This window comes from Aromatoleum sp. (assembly GCF_035254505.1).
Taxonomy (GTDB): Bacteria; Pseudomonadota; Gammaproteobacteria; order Burkholderiales; family Rhodocyclaceae; genus Aromatoleum.
The window spans coordinates 1-18,255 of the sequence record NZ_DATFAO010000101.1; the positions used below are offsets into that span (position 1 = coordinate 1).

19 protein-coding genes are annotated in these 18,255 nt (G+C 65.4%); 8 read left to right on the plus strand and 11 right to left on the minus strand.

Annotation, left to right across the window (positions count from 1 at the left end):
* The 4 genes from VJ673_RS22465 to VJ673_RS22480 all read right to left on the minus strand — a co-directional run.
* Positions 1-1,197: transketolase family protein (locus VJ673_RS22465; RefSeq protein ID WP_324128408.1), on the minus strand; the 1,197-nt coding region annotated here is incomplete at its 3' end.
* A gap of 132 nt (positions 1,198-1,329) precedes the next feature.
* Positions 1,330-2,205, minus strand: a complete 876-nt coding sequence (locus tag VJ673_RS22470; RefSeq protein ID WP_324128409.1) for a phosphoribulokinase — start codon at positions 2,203-2,205, stop codon at positions 1,330-1,332.
* A 33-nt stretch (positions 2,206-2,238) separates the two neighbouring features.
* On the minus strand, positions 2,239-2,487 hold the full coding sequence (locus VJ673_RS22475; protein ID WP_324128410.1) for a hypothetical protein: 249 nt from the start codon (positions 2,485-2,487) through the stop codon (positions 2,239-2,241).
* Positions 2,488-2,580: 93 nt separating this feature from the next.
* Positions 2,581-3,390 carry an inositol monophosphatase family protein gene (locus VJ673_RS22480; RefSeq protein WP_324128411.1) on the minus strand — a complete coding sequence of 270 codons (810 nt, stop codon included), beginning with the start codon at positions 3,388-3,390 and terminating at the stop codon, positions 2,581-2,583.
* A 132-nt stretch (positions 3,391-3,522) separates the two neighbouring features.
* On the opposite strand from VJ673_RS22480, the gene VJ673_RS22485 reads away from it, so the two are divergent.
* The 5 genes from VJ673_RS22485 (at position 3,523) to VJ673_RS22505 (ending at position 9,295) form a co-directional block, all read left to right on the plus strand.
* On the plus strand, positions 3,523-4,245 hold the full coding sequence (locus VJ673_RS22485; protein ID WP_324128413.1) for a 16S rRNA (uracil(1498)-N(3))-methyltransferase: 723 nt from the start codon (positions 3,523-3,525) through the stop codon (positions 4,243-4,245).
* 10 nt (positions 4,246-4,255) lie between these two features.
* Positions 4,256-5,743: a polyphosphate:AMP phosphotransferase gene (gene pap, locus VJ673_RS22490; RefSeq protein ID WP_324128414.1), complete on the plus strand. Its 1,488-nt coding sequence runs from the start codon at positions 4,256-4,258 to the stop codon at positions 5,741-5,743.
* Positions 5,744-5,869: 126 nt separating this feature from the next.
* Complete coding sequence (argA, locus tag VJ673_RS22495) at positions 5,870-7,225, plus strand: amino-acid N-acetyltransferase (RefSeq protein ID WP_324128415.1); 1,356 nt, start codon at positions 5,870-5,872, stop codon at positions 7,223-7,225.
* 58 nt (positions 7,226-7,283) lie between these two features.
* Entirely contained in the window at positions 7,284-8,978 is a 1,695-nt protein-coding gene (locus VJ673_RS22500) for a sensor domain-containing diguanylate cyclase (protein WP_324128416.1), read from the plus strand.
* 44 nt (positions 8,979-9,022) lie between these two features.
* Positions 9,023-9,295: an oxidative damage protection protein gene (locus VJ673_RS22505; protein WP_324128417.1), complete on the plus strand. Its 273-nt coding sequence runs from the start codon at positions 9,023-9,025 to the stop codon at positions 9,293-9,295.
* A 91-nt stretch (positions 9,296-9,386) separates the two neighbouring features.
* Here VJ673_RS22505 and phoU read toward each other — a convergent pair whose 3' ends face one another.
* The 4 genes from phoU to VJ673_RS22525 form a co-directional block, all read right to left on the minus strand.
* Positions 9,387-10,088 carry a phosphate signaling complex protein PhoU gene (gene phoU, locus VJ673_RS22510; RefSeq protein WP_324128468.1) on the minus strand — a complete coding sequence of 234 codons (702 nt, stop codon included), beginning with the start codon at positions 10,086-10,088 and terminating at the stop codon, positions 9,387-9,389.
* Positions 10,089-10,159: 71 nt separating this feature from the next.
* Positions 10,160-10,828: a ribose-5-phosphate isomerase RpiA gene (gene rpiA, locus VJ673_RS22515; protein WP_324128418.1), complete on the minus strand. Its 669-nt coding sequence runs from the start codon at positions 10,826-10,828 to the stop codon at positions 10,160-10,162.
* 23 nt (positions 10,829-10,851) lie between these two features.
* Positions 10,852-12,099: a molybdopterin molybdotransferase MoeA gene (gene moeA / locus VJ673_RS22520; RefSeq protein WP_324128419.1), complete on the minus strand. Its 1,248-nt coding sequence runs from the start codon at positions 12,097-12,099 to the stop codon at positions 10,852-10,854.
* A gap of 160 nt (positions 12,100-12,259) precedes the next feature.
* Positions 12,260-12,889, minus strand: coding sequence for a c-type cytochrome (locus VJ673_RS22525; protein WP_324128420.1), 630 nt, complete (start codon positions 12,887-12,889; stop codon positions 12,260-12,262).
* A 123-nt stretch (positions 12,890-13,012) separates the two neighbouring features.
* On the opposite strand from VJ673_RS22525, the gene yihA reads away from it, so the two are divergent.
* Together yihA and hemB are read left to right on the plus strand one after the other, a co-directional pair.
* Positions 13,013-13,663 (plus strand): ribosome biogenesis GTP-binding protein YihA/YsxC, encoded by a 651-nt coding sequence (gene yihA, locus VJ673_RS22530; RefSeq protein ID WP_324128469.1) that lies wholly within the window; start codon positions 13,013-13,015, stop codon positions 13,661-13,663.
* A 196-nt stretch (positions 13,664-13,859) separates the two neighbouring features.
* On the plus strand, positions 13,860-14,876 hold the full coding sequence (gene hemB / locus VJ673_RS22535) for a porphobilinogen synthase (RefSeq protein WP_324128421.1): 1,017 nt from the start codon (positions 13,860-13,862) through the stop codon (positions 14,874-14,876).
* A 43-nt stretch (positions 14,877-14,919) separates the two neighbouring features.
* Here the strand turns inward: hemB and VJ673_RS22540 are convergent, their stop codons facing one another.
* Genes VJ673_RS22540 through bioB form a run of 3 tightly spaced genes read right to left on the minus strand, consistent with a single transcriptional unit; the run spans position 14,920 to position 17,480 of the window.
* Positions 14,920-15,582, minus strand: coding sequence for a pyrimidine 5'-nucleotidase (locus VJ673_RS22540; protein ID WP_324128422.1), 663 nt, complete (start codon positions 15,580-15,582; stop codon positions 14,920-14,922).
* On the minus strand, positions 15,579-16,472 hold the full coding sequence (locus VJ673_RS22545) for a methyltransferase domain-containing protein (protein WP_324128423.1): 894 nt from the start codon (positions 16,470-16,472) through the stop codon (positions 15,579-15,581). Before VJ673_RS22545 ends, VJ673_RS22540 begins: the two co-directional genes overlap by 4 nt.
* Before the next feature lie 18 nt (positions 16,473-16,490).
* Positions 16,491-17,480 carry a biotin synthase BioB gene (gene bioB, locus VJ673_RS22550; protein WP_324128470.1) on the minus strand — a complete coding sequence of 330 codons (990 nt, stop codon included), beginning with the start codon at positions 17,478-17,480 and terminating at the stop codon, positions 16,491-16,493.
* 72 nt (positions 17,481-17,552) lie between these two features.
* Here bioB and VJ673_RS22555 point away from each other — a divergent pair, with 72 nt between their 5' ends.
* A complete protein-coding gene (locus tag VJ673_RS22555; protein WP_324128424.1) occupies positions 17,553-18,254 on the plus strand; it encodes a ComF family protein in 702 nt (233 codons plus the stop codon).
* Position 18,255: the final 1 nt, after the last annotated feature.

The window sequence follows — 18,255 nt, forward strand, 5'->3', positions numbered from 1 at the left end:
GTTCGAGCCCGCGAGGTCGGCCGAGCCGCCGACGAGTTCGGGCAGCTTGGGCGCGAAGGCTTCGATGCTGTTCTGGCTCGCCTTGCGGGTGGCGATGGTCTCGGCCTTGTCGACGATCTTCGCGATCACGGCGTCGACGTGGGCGTACCAGTCGGCCGGCAGTTCACCCGCCATGCGGCGGCTGAACTCGGCAGCGAGTTCCGGGAAAGCCTGGGCATATGCGGCGAAACGCTCGTTCCAGCCGGCTTCGAGCGCAGCGCCCTTCTCCCGGGCGTTCCATTCGGCGTAGATGTCGGCCGGAATTTCGAACGGCGCGTGGGTCCAGCCGATATGTTCGCGGCACGCCGCAATTTCGGCGGCGCCGAGTGGCGCGCCGTGCACGTCGTGGCTGCCCTGCTTGTTCGGCGAGCCGGCACCGATCACGGTCTTGCAGCAGATCAGCGTCGGCTGCGTGGTGTTGGCCTGGGCAGCGCGGATCGCGGCGTCGATTTCGGCCGCGTCGTGGCCTTGCACGTTCGGGATCACCTGCCAGCCGTAGGCTTCGAAGCGCTTCGGCGTGTCGTCGGTGAACCAGCCGTCGACGTGGCCGTCGATCGAGATGTTGTTGTCGTCGTAGAAGGCGATCAGCTTGCCCAGCCCGAGGGTGCCGGCGAGCGAGCAGACTTCGTGCGAGATGCCTTCCATGAGGCAGCCGTCGCCGAGGAACACGTAGGTGTAGTGGTCGACGATCGCGTGGCCGGGACGGTTGAAGTCCGCTGCGAGCATCTTTTCAGCCAGCGCCATGCCGACCGCGTTGCTGATGCCCTGGCCGAGCGGGCCGGTGGTCGTCTCGACGCCCGGCGTGTAGCCGTATTCGGGGTGGCCAGGCGTCTTGCTATGCAACTGGCGGAAGCGCTTGAGCTCCTCGATCGGCAGATCGTAGCCGGTGAGATGCAGCAGCGCGTAGATCAGCATCGAGCCGTGGCCGTTCGACATCACGAAGCGGTCGCGGTCGGCCCACTGCGGGTTCGCCGGGTTGTGGCGCAGGTAGCGGCGCCACAGCACTTCGGCGATTTCCGCCATGCCCAGCGGTGCGCCCGGATGGCCCGAATTGGCCTGCTGGACGGCGTCCATCGCGAGGGCGCGGATCGCGCCGGTGACGGGGTTGAAGACCGGAGGCCGGACGTTGCGCGGCGTCTCTTGGCTGGCAGGCTGCATGGATTTCTCGGGGCGGGGGGCTGGAAAAGGGCGGAATTATCGCCGAAAAGGCCCCCGCTTGGGTAGGGTTTGCTGCGCCGCAAGGCGCGGTAAGTCTCTGCGCGATCAGGCCAAATATGCCCGTTCAGAAGCTCAAACCCACTGGCGGCGCCGTTCCATCAGCTTCCAGATGAGCGGCGTGAGGATCAGCTGCATCGCGAGGTCCAGCTTGCCGCCGGGGATCACGATGGTGTTCGCGCGCGACATGAAAGCATCGTGGATCATGCGCAGCAGGTAGGGGAAATCGACGCCGCGCGGGTCCTTGAAGCGGATCACGACCATCGATTCGTCGAGCGTCGGCACTTCGCGCGCGATGAAGGGATTCGACGTGTCGACGACCGGCACGCGCTGGAAGTTGATGTGCGTGTGGGAGAACTGCGGGACGATGTAATGCACATAGTCGTGCATGCGCCGCAGGATCGTGTCCTGCACGGCGTCCTTCGAGTAGCCGCGCTCGCGCGTGTCGCGATGCAGCTTCTGGATCCATTCGAGGTTGATCGTCGGCGCGACCCCGATCAGCAGATCCACGTGGCGGGCCACATCGACCTTCTCGGTGACGACCGCGCCGTGCAGGCCTTCGTAGAACAGGCACTCGGTGCCGACTGGGAGGTCTTCCCAGTCGCTGAAGGTGCCGATCGGCAGACGGCGGCGCGCGGCAATTTCGGCGTCGTGGATGTAGTTGCGGTAGCGGCCGGTCGCCGATTCGCCATAGGCGCGGAACAGGGCTTCGAGTTCCTCGAAGAGGTTGCCTTCCGGCCCGAAGTGACTGATCCCACGCTGCCCGGCGCGTTCCGCGTCCTCGATCAGGTTCTTCATCTCGTCGCGCGTGTAGCGATGGAAGCTATCGCCTTCGACGATTGCGGCGTTGACGTCCTCACGATGGAAGATCGCCTCGAAGGTATGCTTGACCGTAGTGGTGCCGGCGCCTGAGGAGCCGGTCACGGCGATGATGGGGTGCTTGGTCGACATCGTCTCACGCGGCGCACGGGTCGTCCGGCGCTGTCAGGTGCTGGGGCTTTTGGTGTACACGCGATGGGCAGCCAGGACCAGCACGTGAACTTCTTCGAAGCTCAATTCCGGGTAGTTCTCACGCACCACGCGATAGGCCAGATGATCCAGCGTCACATTCCCCCACCGGTTTTCCGGCGCGAAGAACGGAGCGAGCTTTTCGCAGGCCTCGGCAAAGATTTCCCGCACGCGGTGATATTGGCGGCGGTCGGGCGTGCCGGTAGGGAGAGAAGCCTGAGTCATGAGCTGCGTCGAAGAGTCGTCAGACGAAAATAATAGCCTGAATCCTGCCGGTAAATCCGTCCTGCACGCGTGGCTATCGACGGTTTCGAAGGCTCAAGAATGCCCGGCGATCCAGTTGCGCCATTCCGTGAAGAGGGCGGGACTGGCCGCCGCGATCACCCCGCGCTTGATCGACGGCCCAGCCATCAAGGTGCCGCCGTCGAGAGCCGCGGCGACCCCGCCGGCTTCCGCGAGGATCAGCCGTCCCGCCGCGTAGTCCCACAGCATCTGGCCGCCATGCACGTAGACGTCGAGCCGGGCCGCGGCGACGAAACACCATTCGAGCGCACTGGAGCCGAAATTGCGCTGCGAGTAATAGGGCGGACGTACCGCAAGCTCGTCGCCGAGGTGGTGGCTGATGCGTTTGAAATCGATCCCCGCGACGGCGTCGCGCAGGCTGGTCGCCCCCGAGCGTAGCGGCAGCTCGACGCCGTTGAGGAAGGCGCCAGCACCCTTCGCCGCATAGAAGGACTCGTCGGTGACGGGGTTGTAGACGACGCCGAAGCGCGGCTCGTGATCGACGAGGTACGCGATCGAGACGGCGAAAAAGGGAATCCCGTTCGCGAAATTGGTCGTGCCGTCGATCGGATCGATACACCACAGGCCGCGGCGCCCGGCACTCCAGATGTGAGCCTGCTCGGCGCCGCTCATCTCCTCGCCGAGGACGGGGCCGGGCGCGAGGCGTGGCAGCGCTTCGGCGAACCGGCGCTGGGATTCCAGATCGGCTTCGGTAAAGAGGGATCCGTCGGCTTTGCGGTTGCGCGCGCTCTTTAGATAGCGCGGCAGGATCACGTCGCGTGCGATCTCGCGCGCGACAGACTCCAGCGCGCGGGCGTGGGCGAGGCGGTGTGCTGCGGTGGGCATCGTTAGTCCCGTAGTCCCGCGCGGGGCGGTAGGCCAGCTACCCGGGGGTATCGGTTCGGGAGGTGCTGCGGAAGAATTGTGAAGATCATTGCGATTCTCCCGGAACACAAGCATTGCCGCGATAATACCACGATGATCCCTCGCTTCTTTCTTCCCATCCCATTGCCCGCCGGCGGCGAAGTCCGGTTGCCCGATGAACTGGCGCACCATGCCGTGCGCGTGCTGCGCCTGCGTGACGGCGAAATGGTCACGCTCTTCCACGGTGATGGCGGCGAAACGGCCGCGCAGCTGCACGTCCGGGGCAAGGAGTGTTTCGCGACGCTGCATGACTTCAGCGCGGTCGAGCGCGAGTCTCCGCTGCAGCTGGTGCTGGTCCAGGCGCTCGCCAGCGGCGACAAGATGGACTGGATCGTGCAGAAGGCGGTCGAGATCGGCGCCGTCGCGATTCATCCGGTGCAGGCCGAGCGTTCGGTGCTGCGGCTGGCAGACGAACGCGCCGCCAAGCGCGTCGCCCACTGGCGGCAGATTGCGGTCGGGGCCTGCGAGCAGAGCGGCCGCAACCGCGTGCCCGAGATCGCGCCCATCCGCGGCTTGCGCGAGTATCTGGCGGACGCGCACACTGCTCGGCGGCTGATGTTCGACCCGGCGGCGAGTGGAGGACTCGCGTCGCTGCCGAAGCCGGACGGCGCGGTGCATTTGCTCGTCGGGCCCGAAGGGGGATGGTCGGACGCCGAATTGGCGGCCTGCCGCAGCGCCGGTTGCACGGGCATCGCGATCGGACCGCGTGTCTTGCGCACCGAGACGGCCGGGCTCGCTGCGATGGCCGCGATGCAGGCCTTGTGGGGCGACTACTAGGAGAGGCGCGATGTTCGAATCCGCTGAACTGGGACACAAGACCGACAAGGCCGAGTACGACGCCGCCGTTCCGGTGCTGCGTGCGCAGCTCCTCGATGCCCAGTTCGAGCTGCTCGATACGAAGGCTTTTGCCGTGATCGTGTTGATCAACGGCGTCGATGGTGCCGGCAAGGGCGAGACGGTCAATCTCCTGAACACCTGGATGGACCCGCGCCACGTCCAGACCTCGGCCTTCGATTCGCCCACGTCGGAGGAGGCCGAGCGCCCGTTCATGTGGCGTTTTTGGCGTGCCCTGCCGCCGCGCGGCAAGATCGGCGTCATGTTCGGCAACTGGTATACGGATCCGATCAACGAGCGCGTCGAAAAGCGCTCGAAGAAGTCGGATCTCGACCAGCGCCTCGACGAGATCAACCGCTTCGAAGCGATGCTCGCGCGCGAAGGCGTGCTGCTCGTGAAGTTCTGGTTTCACTTGTCCAAGGACGGGCAGCGCAAACGCCTCAAGGCGCTCGAAAAGGATCCTCGCACCCGTTGGCGTGTCACCGAGCAGGAGTGGCACTACGTCGATCTGTACGATCGATATCGCGAAATCGCCGAGCACACGTTGCGGCGAACGAGCACGGGCGAGGCGCCGTGGATGATCGTCGATGGATCGGACCCATGCTTCCGCAGTCTCGCGGTCGGCCGCACCTTGCACGAGGCGCTGCGCAAGCGCCTGGACGTCGCGACCCGCAACTGGGCGGCAAGGCAATCGGCGCCCCCGCTGCCCTCGATGCCGGACGAACGCAACCTGCTCAACAGCCTGCAACTGCGGCAGCCGATGGAAAAGAAGGAATACGGCGAGCAGCTCGAGCACTATCAGGGCCGCCTCGCGCTGCTCACGCGCGACGACTCCTTCCGCAAGCGGTCGCTGATCCTCGTGTTCGAGGGGGCGGATGCGGCGGGCAAGGGCGGCACGATACGTCGTGTTACAGCAGCGATGGACGCGCGCCGCTACAACATCATCCCCGTTTCGGCTCCGAGCGAGGAGGAGCGCGCTCAGCCTTACCTGTGGCGCTTCTGGCGACACCTGCCGCGCCAGGGACGCGTGGCGATCTTCGACCGCTCATGGTATGGGCGCGTGCTGGTCGAGCGTGTCGAGGGGTTTTGCAGCGAGGCCGACTGGATGCGTGCGTATGCGGAGATCAACGACTTCGAGGACCAGCTGGGGGTCGCGGGGGCCGTCGTCGTCAAGTTCTGGCTGCACATCGGGCAGGACGAACAGTTGGCGCGTTTCAAGGCGCGCGAGGCGGAGGCTCACAAGCGTTTCAAGCTGACGCCGGAGGATTGGCGCAATCGCGAAAAGTGGGACGATTACGGGCACGCCGTCTGCGACATGGTCGACCGAACCAGTACCGAGAATTCGCCCTGGACGCTGGTCGAGGCCGAAAACAAGCTCTATGCGCGCATCAAGGTGTTGCGCACGATCTGTGCCCGCCTCGAAGGAGCGCTGGGCAAGTGACGAACGAGCGGTGCGGATTTGTGCGCCGCGTTGTGCGGACTATTCCGCTAGAATCAATTCAGTGCAGGTAAGCGCAAGTCATGCCGCGAGACGGCAGGCGCATCCTGGAGCCGGAGCAGTGACCCGTTGAACAGCATTACGAATCCTTCCGTCGCAGCCGCCGAAGTCGCTGCTTCCACCGAACAATTCGTCGCCTGGGTGCGCGGCGCTGCGCCGTACATCCATGCCTTTCGCGGCCGGACCTTCGTGCTCGCCTTCGGCGGTGAAGTGGCCGCGGGCGATCGCGCGCAAAGCCTGGCCTACGACTGCAATCTGCTGGCAGCGCTCGGCATCCGGCTCGTTCTCGTACACGGGGCCCGCCCGCAGATCGACGCCGAACTCGCGCGCCGCGACCTCGAGCCGCGCTACCACAACGGCTTGCGGGTCACGGACGCCGCCGCGCTCGAATGCGTGAAGGCGGCGATGGCCGTCACCCGTCTCGAACTCGAGGCCTTGCTGTCCCAGGGCTTGCCGAATACTCCCATGGCGGGCAGCTACATGCGCGTGACGGGCGGCAACTTCATCACGGCGCGGCCGGTAGGCGTCGTCGACGGCATCGACTATCAATACACCGGTGCGGTGCGGAAGATCATCGCCGAGGAAATCAACGCCGATCTCGACCAGCAGAACGTCGTGCTGATCTCGTCGATGGGCGTGTCGCCCGCGGGCGAAATCTTCAATCTGCCGCTGGAGGAAGTTGCCGAGGCCGTGGCAGTGGCGGTTCAGGCGGAGAAGCTCATCTACCTGTGCGATGCGCCCGGACTTCTCGACGCCGACGGCCATCTGATCGATTCGGTGACGGCCGACGAGGCCGAGCGCATGTTCACGGCCGGCGAGGGGCTGACCGAAGACCTGCACCTCTACCTGCCCTATGCGATTCGTGCCGTGCGCAGGGGGGTGGCAAGGGCGCACCTGATCGATCACGACAAGGACGGCGGCCTGCTGCTCGAATTCTTCACGCATGCCGGCGTCGGCACCGTCGTGTCGCGCGACGCCCTGTTCCGCCTGCGTGAAGCCACGGTCGAGGACGTCGCTGCGCTGGTCGCGCTGATCTCGCCGATGGAGGCCGACGGCACGCTGGTGCGGCGCGGTCGCGAACTGCTCGAACAGGAAATCGACCGCTTCTCGGTCGTCGAGCATGACGGCGTTTTGGTCGGCTGCGCCGCCTTGTATCCGTTTTCCGACGAACGGGCTGCCGAACTCGCCTGCCTCGCAGTGACGCCCGAGTATCGGCGCGCCGGCCTGGGCGACCAGCTGCTGCGACGCATCGAGCAGCGCGCCCGCGCCCAGCAGTTCCAACGCCTCTTCGTGCTGACGACGCGCACGGCGCACTGGTTCCGCGAGCGCGGTTTCTCCGAGATCGGGCCCGAAGCCCTGCCGCGGCAGAAGCGCGAGCTCTACAACTACCAGCGCCGCTCCAAGGTCTTCGTCAAACCCCTATGACCTGCGTGTGCGGATCTTCCAGCAAGTCGGGTGCGGCATTGCGTTGCGGAGCTGCGGCGTGGTGAAGGCTCCGCCCAGCCCTCGTGCCGTTGCCATCGCCTCGGGCGCCTTGGCCGCGTTGGCGGCTGGCATCGTCGCGACTGCAGGAACTCAGTTGGACGGCTTGAGCGCTGCAGCGGCGGCTGGCCTGGCCATGGCGGCGGTTGCGGGAGCGGTTGCCTGGATCGTGCAACGTCACGCGGAGGCCTGCAGCCGGCATCACGCTGGCGCTGCCGCCGACTTCGCCGACCGTCTCGAATCGCTCGGTGCGCGCGCGCGCCTTGTCACCCCCCCGGAGCGGCCGCCGCGCGACCCTCTGGCACTGATGGATGCGGCCGAAATCGGCGTGACGCAACTGCGCGAGCTCGCCCAAGGCGTGCATGGCCTGGAGGCAATCTTCGGCCTGGACGGGCATCTGATGTGGATCAGCCCGTCGATCGAGCGCCTGACGGGCTGGTCGCCCGAAGCCTGTCTCGCCGCGCCCGATGCGATCACCCTGCTCGTGCATGAATCGGACCGCGGCTATTGCCAGCGGATGGCCAAGCGCGTCGCTGAAGGCAGCGAAGGCGAGGATTTCGAGATGCGCCTGCTGCGCGAGGACGGGCGCATCTGCTGGGTGGCCTGTCACTGGCGCCCGCTGCGGGCGATGTCATCTGCGCCCGCGGGCCTGCGGATGTCCGCTGAAGACATCCAGGCGCGCAAGGAGACCGAGTACAAGCTGCTCGAGACCGTCACAGAGCTGCGTCGGGCGCAGGCGCTGCGCGAGCGCTATCTCGCGCGCAGCAACGACGAGCGCCAGCGCCTGTCAGCGCTGCTCAACGTCATCCGGCTGGGCATCCTGTTCATGGATCGCGATCACCGCGTGCTCTATTACAACCGCGCGATGCTCGATATCTGGGGCTTCCCGCCCGACGAAAACCTGATCGGTGTGCGCGACGTCGTGCTGCAAAGCCGGATCGCCGACCTGATCGAGCAGCCCGAGACCTACATCGAGCATATCGAGGCAGTCTTGCGCACCTACGTCGTCAGCGAACCCTATGAAGTGCGGTTCCGGAACGGGCACATCGTCACCGACATCTCGGCCGTCGTCGAGGCGGTTCAGGGGCGGCGCGGGATTGGTCGCGTGTGGATCTACGAGGACGTCACCAAACAGCGCGGCATCGAGCGGCGACTTGTCGAACTGGCCGAGCACGATCCGCTGACCGGGCTATTCAATCGCCGACGCTTCCACGAAGAACTCGACCGTCTGCTGGCGGAGGCCTCGCGGCGCGAGATGCAACTCGGCCTGCTCGCGATCGACCTCGACGGCTTCAAGCCGATCAACGACGAATTCGGCCACCAGGCGGGCGACGCCGTCCTCGTGGCGCTGGCGAGCGCCGTGGGTGACGTCGTGCGACGCAACGAGCTATTCTGCCGGCTCGGCGGGGACGAATTCGCACTGCTCGTGCCCGATACCAATACCTCCGAGTTGTGCGAGCTCGCGCGGCGGGTACTGGAAGTCATCACCGGGCTGCGTTTCGAGTTTTCCGGCCGGACCGTCGGCTTGTCGGCTAGTATCGGCATTGCGCTATATCCCCAGCATGCCCTCGACGGCGAAGGACTGATCGCGGTCGCCGACCAGGCGATGTACGCGTCGAAGAACGCCGGCCGCGGCCGCTGGACATTGGCCGAACAGCGCGCCGACGAATCCGCGCCTGCGAATCCGATAGAATGACGATTCCGGATACTGATCAACCAACCTGGCAAGAGGATTGAAAGATGACCCGTATGGTCAATTGCGTAAAGCTCGGACGGGAAGCGGAAGGGCTGGAGCGCCCGCCGGTCCCGGGCGCTCTCGGACAGCGCATCTTCGAGAACGTGTCGCAGGAAGCTTGGCAGCAGTGGGTCAAGTATCAGACTATGCTGATCAACGAGAACCGTCTCAACCTGATGGATGCGCGTGCGCGCAAGTATCTGTCGGAACAGATGGAAAAACATTTCTTTGGCGGCGGCGCCGATCAGGTCGGCGGCTACGTGCCCCCGAGCGCTTGATTTTCCGGTTCCAGGCATAAAAAACGGGAGGTCGGGCACAAAGCCCCACCTCCCGTCGTCTTTCCAGATCCGGCCGCGAAGGCCGCGCTCCCTACTGGGCGCCGCTCGCGCGCTCCAGCGCCTCGACGCCTTCGTGGCGCACGTCCTTGCCCTTGACCATGTAGACGACGTATTCGGACACGTTCTTCGCGTGGTCGCCGATCCGTTCGATCGACTTCGCAATGAACAGCACGTCGAGCGAGCGGGTGATCAGGCGCGGATCTTCCATCATGTAGGTGATCAGCTGGCGCATGATCCCCTTGAAGAGCGCGTCGACCTCCTTGTCCTTGCGCACGATGTCCGCAGAGGACGACGGGTCCATGCGCGCGAAGGCATCCAGCGAGCGCTGCAGCATGTCCACGACCATCTCCGCGACGTGGCGCAGCTCGACCTTGGGCACGAAGCTGCTGTCGGATTCGAGAATGCGGCGGGCCGCCTTCGCGATCTTCTTCGCTTCGTCTCCGACCCGTTCGAGGTCGGTGATCATCTGGATCATCGTCATGACCATCCGCAGGTCACCGGCGGTCGGGCCGTGGCGGGCGATCAGCTGAATGCAGGCCTCGTCGAGCGCGACCTCTTCGTCATTGACGTGACGGTCCTGCTCAATGACGATTTCGAGCTCGGCCGGGTTGCCGTCGCCCAGGCCGTCGATGGCTCGTGACAGCTGTTGCGCGACCAGTCCGCCCATTTCAAGCAGACGCTTGCGGATCGCGTCGAGCTCCTTGTCGTACTGCGTATAGGTGTGACGGCTCATCTTCATCCTTCAATTCCTCGATCAGAACCGAGCCTAGCAGCTCAATGTGACGGAAGTGTTGCAGTTGCGGGTCAGCCCTTGATCGCCACCCGGCGCTCGACGCCCTGTGGGCTCGCGAGCAGCAGCAGATCCGCGCCGCGGCGCGCGAAGAGTCCATTCGTGACGACGCCGGTAATGTGGTTGATCTCGGTCTCCAAGGCCTTCGGTTGCGGGATGCGCAGGCCGTGGACGTCGAGGATGATGTTGCCGTTATCGGTCACGAAGCCTTCGCGCAGCACCGGGTCGCCGCCGAGATGCCGCAACTCGCGTTCGACATGGGCACGCGCCATCGGGATCACCTCGACCGGCAGCGGAAATGCGCCGAGGCAGTGGACGAGCTTCGAGGCGTCGCAGATGCAGATGAAGCGGTCCGCGACGGCTGCGACGATCTTCTCGCGCGTCAGCGCGCCGCCGCCGCCCTTGATCATCGCGAAGCCCTCGTCGATCTCGTCGGCGCCGTCGACGTAAACGGACAGGTCGGTGACATCGTTCAGGTCGATGACCGGGATGCCATACGACGCCAGCCGCCGCGAACTTGCCTCCGAACTCGATACGGCGCCCGCGATACGGTCCTTCATTGCGGCGAGTCCGTCGATGAAGTGGTTGACGGTCGAGCCGGTACCGACGCCGACGATCATGCCGTCCTCGATGTAATCAAGTGCCGCGAGCGCAGCAGCCTTTTTGAGTTCGTCCTGGGTCATGTGGATCTGTCCTGTTGCACGGGCTAGATGAGCCCGTCGAAAAGTTGTATCTGCACGGTGTCGCCCGGCGCGACGTCGCCGCCCGCTTCGGGCAGCACGATAAAGCAGTTCGCCTCTGACATCGAGCGCAGGATGCCGGAGCCCTGTGCGCCTGCCAGTTCGACGGTCTGCCTTCCGTCGCGACGGACGAGTCGCCCGCGCAGGTATTCGCGTCGTCCCGGCTGCTTGCGGATGGCGCTGTCGCAAACAACCGCGAAGAGCGGGGTGTCGGGAATCGGGGCGACCCCCGAGAGCGTGAGCAGCGCGTCCTGCACGAACTGGTAGAAGGTCACGAGGACCGCAACGGGGTTGCCGGGCAGGCCGAACAGCCACGCGTCGCCGACGCGGCCGAACGCCATCGGGCGACCCGGCTTGATGTCGATCTTCCAGAACGCGACCTGACCGAGGCGGTTCACGAGTTCGCGGATGAAATCCGCCTCACCGACCGACACGCCGCCGCTCGTGAGGATCACGTCCGCACTGGCGGACGCTTCGCGGAAAGCCGTTTCGAGCGCCGCCGGATCGTCGCGCACGACGCCCATGTCGAGAAGCTCGCAGCCGAGGCGGCTCAGTGCACCGAAGAGCGTGTAGCGGTTGCTGTCATAAACTTCACCGGGCGCCAGGGGCTTGCCGATCGACGCGAGCTCGTCGCCCGTCGAGAAGAAGGCGACGCGCAGGCGTCGGTGAACGGTGACTTCGGCGACCCCGAGCGACGCAAGCAGCCCCAATTCCGCCGGCCCGCAGCGCTTGCCTGCAGGCAACGCAACGCCGCCGAGCGCAAGATCCTCCCCCGCACGGCGCAGATTCTGTCCGGCACGCTGTCCTGCGGGGACGAAGACTTGTCCGCCTGCGATGCGTGCGATTTCCTGAACGACGATGGTGTCGGCGCCTTCCGGGATCGGTGCGCCGGTCATGATGCGCACCGCCTGGCCTGCGCCGACGATGCCGGAGAAGGGTTTGCCCGCAAACGCCGTGCCGACGACGGTCAACGCCGTCTCGGCCCCGCTTGCCAGGTCCGCAAAACGCACGGCAAAGCCGTCCATGGCCGAATTGTCGTGGGCAGGGACGTTGCAGGGCGCCATCACCGCTTCGGCGAGTACGCGCCCGAGGGCACTGCGTACCGCGACCCGCTCGCGGCCGGGGACTGCTGTCAGGCGATCGAGGATCGCGCGTCGTGCGTCGTCTGCGCTGAGATTCGGTATGCGCGCCGGTGCACCGGTTTTTTGTTCCATGACTCTCCTTTCCGGCTAGGGAAGCGGCACGGGGGACGTGCCGCGCCACTGAGACCTTGCATTATCGGCCCAAGCGGCGCGTCGCGGACAGGACCCGAAATGAAAAAGGGGTGGTCAAGACCACCCCTCTTGTCGGCGCAGGAAGCGCGACGGGTTCGGCTTAGTGCAGGCCGGCCGCGTAGTCCGCAACCGCCTTCATTTCCGGGTCGGTCAGCTTCAGGGCAATGGTCTGCATCATCAGCGCCGGGTCGTTCTTGCGGCCGCCGTCACGGAAGGCCTTCAGCTGGGCTTCGGTGTAGTCGGCATACTGACCGCCGATGCGCGGGAATAGTGCCGGAACGCCGGCGCCCGCCGGGCCGTGACAGCCGGCACAGGCGGGAACGTTCTTCGCCGGGATGCCGGCGCGCCAGATGTTCTGGCCGAGCTTCGCGAGCTCCGGGCTCTTCGAGGCATCGGGCTTCTGGGTCTGGGACGCGAAGTACAGGCCCAGCGCCTTCATGTCGTTTTCGTCGAGGGCTGCAACCATGCCGCCCATGATCGGGTTCGCGCGCTCGGCGGGCTTGTCGCCGGCGGCCTTGAAGTTACGCAGCTGCTTCGCGACGTAGTCGGCATGCTGGCCGGCGAGCTTCGGGAAGGTCGGGGCGAGGCTGTTGCCGTCGGCGCCGTGGCAACCGGCGCAGATCGTCTCTGCGGTCTGTTTTGCCTTGGCAAGGTCGGGTGCCGCCTGGTCCTGGGCGTGAAGGCCGCCGGCAGCCAGCAGCAGCGAGAGCAGCAGGGAACGCTTGATCATGGTGTCCTCAGAAAAAGCCGTGAGTGGTTATCGCAAACGCTATATTCTATACTGAGTGTTTGGTTTTGCGCGACGCAATGTCCGTCTAAACCCAAACCATCCAGCGTTTTTGCCCCCTTCCCGATGCCCCTTTTCCGCAACGCACGATTTGAAATTTCCATTGCAAAGCCTGGCGACCTGCCCATTCCGGTCGGCGCCGAGATTGCGTTCGCGGGGCGTTCGAACGCCGGCAAGTCGAGTGCCATCAATACGCTTGCCGAACATACGCGTTTGGCATATGTTTCGAAAACGCCGGGGCGCACCCAGCTGATCAACTTTTTCCGCCTCGATTGTGGCGCCGCGCTGGTCGACTTGCCGGGCTACGGTTACGCCAAGGTCCCCGAGGCGATCCGCAAGCAGTGGGTGTCCCTGCTCGAAACCTACCTGCGACAGCGGGAAAATCTGATCGGTCTCGTGCTGATCATGGATTCGCGACATCCGCTGACGCCGCTCGATCGGCAGATGCTCGACTGGTGTCTGCCCGGCGGCAGGCCGATCCATTGCCTGCTAACCAAGTCGGACAAGCTGTCGCGCAACGAAGCGGCAGCCGCGCTGGCGAAGGTGCGGCGTGAGCTGGCGCCGCTGGGAGCGCAGGTGAGCGTTCAGCTCTTCTCGAGTCTGAAGAAGATCGGCATGGAGGAGGTGGAACACAAGGTTGCCGGGTGGCTGGGTCTGCCGACCGACGATCTGCCGGCGATCCCGACCGCGGCCGAGTTGCGGGCGGCGGGCAAATAAAAAACCCCGGGCCAAAGGGGAGAAAGCCCGGGGTCAAACGCCTTAACGGGATTAAGGCACCCGCTCAGGGAGGTGAAGCGGGAGATGGCTCGTCACCATCTGAGTCATGAGAGTCAGTCGCCTCCGTCGAAGTTCCCGGCTGAACTGGTTACGGATTGTTTCTTGTCATTCAACTGATATTGGATCTGTATTGAACATGCGCCCAACCGGAATTTTTCCCGCTACCCGTATGCGGCGAATGCGCCGCGACGAATTCTCGCGCCGGCTGATGCGCGAGTCGCGCCTATCGACGGACGACCTGATCTACCCGGTGTTTGTTCTCGAGGGCAACGACGTCACCCAGCCCGTGCCGTCGATGCCGGGCGTGAGCCGCGTGTCGCTCGACAATCTGCTGCGCGTCGCCGAAGAGGCGGTGTCGCTGGGCGTGCCGGCGCTGGCGCTGTTCCCCGTGATCGAAGCGTCGGGCAAGACGCCGGGTGCCGAGGAAGCGTGGAATCCGGAAGGGCTCGTACCGCGCGTCGTGCAGGCGCTGAAGGCGCGGTTTCCCGAACTGGGCGTGATCACCGACGTCGCGCTCGACCCCTATACGAGCCACGGCCAGGACGGGCTCATCGATCCCGAGGATCCGCGCGGTTACGTGCTCAATGACGAGACGCTGGAGGCGCTCGCGAAGCAGGCGCTGTGTCACGCGCAGGCCGGCGCCGACGTCGTCGCTCCGTCGGACATGATGGACGGGCGCGTCGCGCGCATCCGCGCTGAACTCGACGGCGACAATCGCATCTACACGCGCATCCTCGCCTACGCGGCGAAATACGCGTCGAGCTTCTACGGTCCGTTCCGCGACGCCGTCGGTTCGGCGGGCAACCTGGGCAAGGGCAACAAGTACACCTACCAGATGGATCCGGCCAACAGCGACGAGGCGATCCGCGAGGTCGCCCTCGACATCGCCGAAGGCGCGGACATGTTCATGGTCAAGCCGGGCATGCCTTACCTGGATATCGTGCGGCGAGTGAAGGCCGAGCTGCAGGTTCCGACTTACGTCTATCAGGTCAGCGGCGAATACGCGATGCTGCAGGCGGCCGCCGCAAACGGCTGGCTGTCGCACGAGGCCTGCATGATGGAATCGTTGCTCGCGTTCAAGCGCGCCGGTGCCGACGGCATCCTGACCTACTACGCGCTCGAAGCCGCGCGCGTGCTCAAAGGCCAGGCGTAATTCAAACAAGCGGCGGCCGGGCTCTCCCGCCGCCGTCTTGTCGTTATCGGCTACCCATTCGGCCAGCTATCCGCCGCAGGTCGAGGATGGACGCGATCCTGAAGTCCACGTAGGCCGGTTTCCCGAGTCCGCGGCCGACGAGAACCGTCTGCATGCCGAGACGTTTCGCTGTACGCAAGTTCATCGCGGAGTCCTCGATCAGTACGCAGCGTCGCGGGTCGAGCCGATGGTCGTGGAGCAGGTGGCGGAACCCCTGGATCGCCGGCTTGGGGTGAAAACGCATCTGTTCGACGCCGTACACGCTCTCGAAGAATCGCCTCACGCCCATCGTCTGCAGCACCGCTTCCGCGTATTCCTGCGGACCGTTCGAGAACACGATCCGTCGTCCCGGCAGGCGGCGCAGCATCGAGCGCAGGGCTCGTTCGAAGACCATCATGCGGTGCAGTCGCTCGAAGCGATGGGTCGCGGCGAGGAAGTGTCGCGGGTCGGTTCCGTGATGGCGCATCAGTCCCGTCAGCGTCGCGCCGTAGCGGCGCCAGTAATGGACGCGCAATGCATTCGCTTCCTCGGCGCTCAACGCGAGGTGCTTCGCGAGGTAGGCCGTCATGCTGCGATTGATGTGCGGGAAGATGTGCGCACTCGCGTTGTGCAGCGTGTTATCCAGATCGAACAGCCACACCGGCCGTGTGGCTGAGGAACGCCTCACCGCCCACCCGGCTTGGGCTGGAAGCGGATCACCGAACGGCCGTCTTCGGTCGTCTTCGGCTGGGCTTTCCACGCATGCCCCTGCACGACCTCGAAGCTTGCGGGCAATCGGCCGTCGCGACGCAGCGCCTCCAGCGCGCGTCGCGCGCCGGCCCAGCCCGTCCGCCCCGAGAGGCCGCGCGGGCGCGCGGTGCTGGCATTCGCACAGCCCGCGAGGCGTAGGTCGCGCAGAAGTTCGTCGACGCTCGAGTAGGTCATCGTGACCATCTCCATGTCCATCACCGGATCGGTGAAGCCGGCCTGGACGAGGGCGTCGCCCAGATCGTGCATGTCGATGAAGCGATGGACTCGCTCGCCCCCCTTCGTCGGCAGTACCGCACGCAGCTCGCGCAGCGTGTCGGGGCCGAAGGTCGAGAACATGAGCATACCGTCGACTTCCAGGACGCGGTGGATCTCCTTGAGCGCCGGCAGCGGATCGGAGAGCCAGTTGAGCATCAGGTTGGACCACACGAGCGACATGCTCGCGCGTGCGAAGGGCAGGGCAGCGGCGTCGGTACAGGCAAATTCCGAACGTTGGGTGCGGCCGAAAGCGCGCAGGCGGTCGAACAGGCCGCGCTCGCCACGTGCGCGGGCGAGCATCGGCAAGGCGAGGTCCGCGCCGACGCGTTGGGCGGTGGGGAAGCGTTTGCCGAGCATCTCCAGGTCGGCGCCCGTGCCGCAGCCGAGGTCGAGGACGCGCTTGGGCTGGACGCGGATGTAGTCGAGCCGTTCGTCCATGCGGCGGCCGACTTCGCGCGCGAGCACCGCGACCTCGTCGTAGGTCGCGGCTGCGCGTTCGAAGCGTCGCTTCAGCAGGGGGCGGTCGAGTGCGAAGTCCTGGTCGATGGCCATCGGAAACGGATGGCCGGATCAGATTGCGCGCAGGCCGAGGCGGTCGAATAGCGCCTGGTCGTGGTCGACGTCCGGGTTGTCGGTGGTCAGGAGTTGATCGCCGTAGAAGATCGAGTTCGCGCCCGCGAGGAAGCACAGGGCCTGCATCTCGTCGTTCATTTGCTGGCGACCGGCGGACAGGCGGACGAAGCTCGTCGGCATCGTGATGCGCGCGGCGGCGATGGTGCGGACGAACTCGAAGGGGTCGAGCTTGCCGACGTCGGCGAGCGGCGTGCCGGGCACGGCGACGAGGTTGTTGATCGGCACGGATTGCGGCGGGGTCGGCATGTTCGCGAGCTGCGCGATAAGGCCGGCACGCGACTTGCGGCCTTCGCCCATGCCGACGATGCCGCCCGAACAGACGTTGATGCCGGCGTTACGAACCTGATCGAGAGTGTCGAGGCGGTCGGCAAGGGTGTGGGTGGTGACGACCTGACCGTAGAACTCCGGCGCGGTGTCGATGTTGTGATTGTAATAGTCGAGGCCGGCGTCCTTGAGCCGCTGTGCCTGATCACCTTTCAGCATGCCCAGCGTGACGCAGGTTTCCATGCCCAGCGCCTTAACCTCGCGCACCATCGCCATGACGGTTTCGAGTTCCTTTTCCTTCGGGCCCTTCCACGCCGCGCCCATGCAGAAGCGGCTGGAACCCTTGGCCTTGGCGGCCTTGGCCTTTTCGACGACTTCCTCGATTGCCATCAGCTGCTGGCGGTCGAGCCCGGTCTTGTAGCGGGCCGATTGCGAGCAGTAGCTGCAATCTTCCGAACAGCCGCCGGTCTTGATCGACAACAGCGTCGAGCGCTGCACTGCGTTCGGGTCGAAATGCTCGCGATGAACCTGCTGCGCGCGGAACACCAGGTCCATGAAGGGCAGTTCGAACAAGGCCTCGACTTCCGCGACCGTCCATTTACGGCGCTCGACAGCGGATTGGTCCAAAGTGGGAGTTTTAGCGCTTTGGCATACGGAAGTCATTGTCATGAAACGGGTTCCACGGTTTAATGCGAAGCTTCACATGTTCGTTCATTCGTTGAAATCTTGTCAAACGTGGCCCGATTGATCCGCGCTGCGAGTGCTTTCTTCGCCGATTGCGTACTGCCAAACGACTGCTTCGTCTGCGGTGGCGGCGCAGGACGTGAGCTGCTATGTGCGCGGTGCCGCGGAGAACTGCCGCTTGCCTACGACTGTTGCCCGGTCTGCGCGATACCGGTGAAGGGAGGCGCAGTCTGCGGCAGCTGTCAGCGCGAACCGCCCGCTTTCGATGCGAGCGTGGCGGCGCTGAGGTATCTTTTTCCCGCGGACCGGCTGCTGCAGGCCCTGAAGTACGGCGGGCGGCTGGCGGTGTCCGGGCTGGTGGCGCAACTGCTGCTGGAATGGGTCGCACCCGTCGAGAATGCGATCCTTGTCCCGATGCCGCTGCATGAGCGCCGGCTGCGCGAGCGGGGCTTCAATCAGGCGGTGGAGATCGCGCGTCCGCTGGCGCGAGCCTGGAATCTGCCGCTGGAGCTCGAAGCGGTCCGACGGGTGCGAGACACAGCATCGCAGGCGACCTTGCCGTGGAGCCGGCGACGCGTCAATATGCGCGGGGCTTTCCGCTGCGACACCTCGTTCGCCGGCAAGACCGTGATCGTCATCGACGACGTGATGACTACTGGCGCGACCCTCGACGAGCTGGCTCGCACGCTGAAAGCGAGCGGTGCGGCGCGCGTCGAGAACTGCGTCGTTGCGCGTACTCCTTCCCCCGTCTGAC

What these genes read in the sequence shown, in the direction of transcription:
- phoU (WP_324128468.1), bottom strand. Translation starts at nt 10,088, where the DNA reads ATGAGCCGTCACACCTATACGCAGTACGACAAGGAGCTCGACGCGATC.
- bioB (WP_324128470.1), bottom strand. Translation starts at nt 17,480, where the DNA reads ATGACTTCCGTATGCCAAAGCGCTAAAACTCCCACTTTGGACCAATCC.
- rpiA (WP_324128418.1), bottom strand. Translation starts at nt 10,828, where the DNA reads ATGACCCAGGACGAACTCAAAAAGGCTGCTGCGCTCGCGGCACTTGAT.
- hemB (WP_324128421.1), top strand. Translation starts at nt 13,860, where the DNA reads ATGCGCCCAACCGGAATTTTTCCCGCTACCCGTATGCGGCGAATGCGC.
- VJ673_RS22505 (WP_324128417.1), top strand. Translation starts at nt 9,023, where the DNA reads ATGACCCGTATGGTCAATTGCGTAAAGCTCGGACGGGAAGCGGAAGGG.
- VJ673_RS22485 (WP_324128413.1), top strand. Translation starts at nt 3,523, where the DNA reads ATGATCCCTCGCTTCTTTCTTCCCATCCCATTGCCCGCCGGCGGCGAA.
- VJ673_RS22545 (WP_324128423.1), bottom strand. Translation starts at nt 16,472, where the DNA reads ATGGCCATCGACCAGGACTTCGCACTCGACCGCCCCCTGCTGAAGCGA.
- VJ673_RS22475 (WP_324128410.1), bottom strand. Translation starts at nt 2,487, where the DNA reads ATGACTCAGGCTTCTCTCCCTACCGGCACGCCCGACCGCCGCCAATAT.
- moeA (WP_324128419.1), bottom strand. Translation starts at nt 12,099, where the DNA reads ATGGAACAAAAAACCGGTGCACCGGCGCGCATACCGAATCTCAGCGCA.
- VJ673_RS22480 (WP_324128411.1), bottom strand. Translation starts at nt 3,390, where the DNA reads ATGCCCACCGCAGCACACCGCCTCGCCCACGCCCGCGCGCTGGAGTCT.
- pap (WP_324128414.1), top strand. Translation starts at nt 4,256, where the DNA reads ATGTTCGAATCCGCTGAACTGGGACACAAGACCGACAAGGCCGAGTAC.
- VJ673_RS22525 (WP_324128420.1), bottom strand. Translation starts at nt 12,889, where the DNA reads ATGATCAAGCGTTCCCTGCTGCTCTCGCTGCTGCTGGCTGCCGGCGGC.
- yihA (WP_324128469.1), top strand. Translation starts at nt 13,013, where the DNA reads ATGCCCCTTTTCCGCAACGCACGATTTGAAATTTCCATTGCAAAGCCT.
- VJ673_RS22470 (WP_324128409.1), bottom strand. Translation starts at nt 2,205, where the DNA reads ATGTCGACCAAGCACCCCATCATCGCCGTGACCGGCTCCTCAGGCGCC.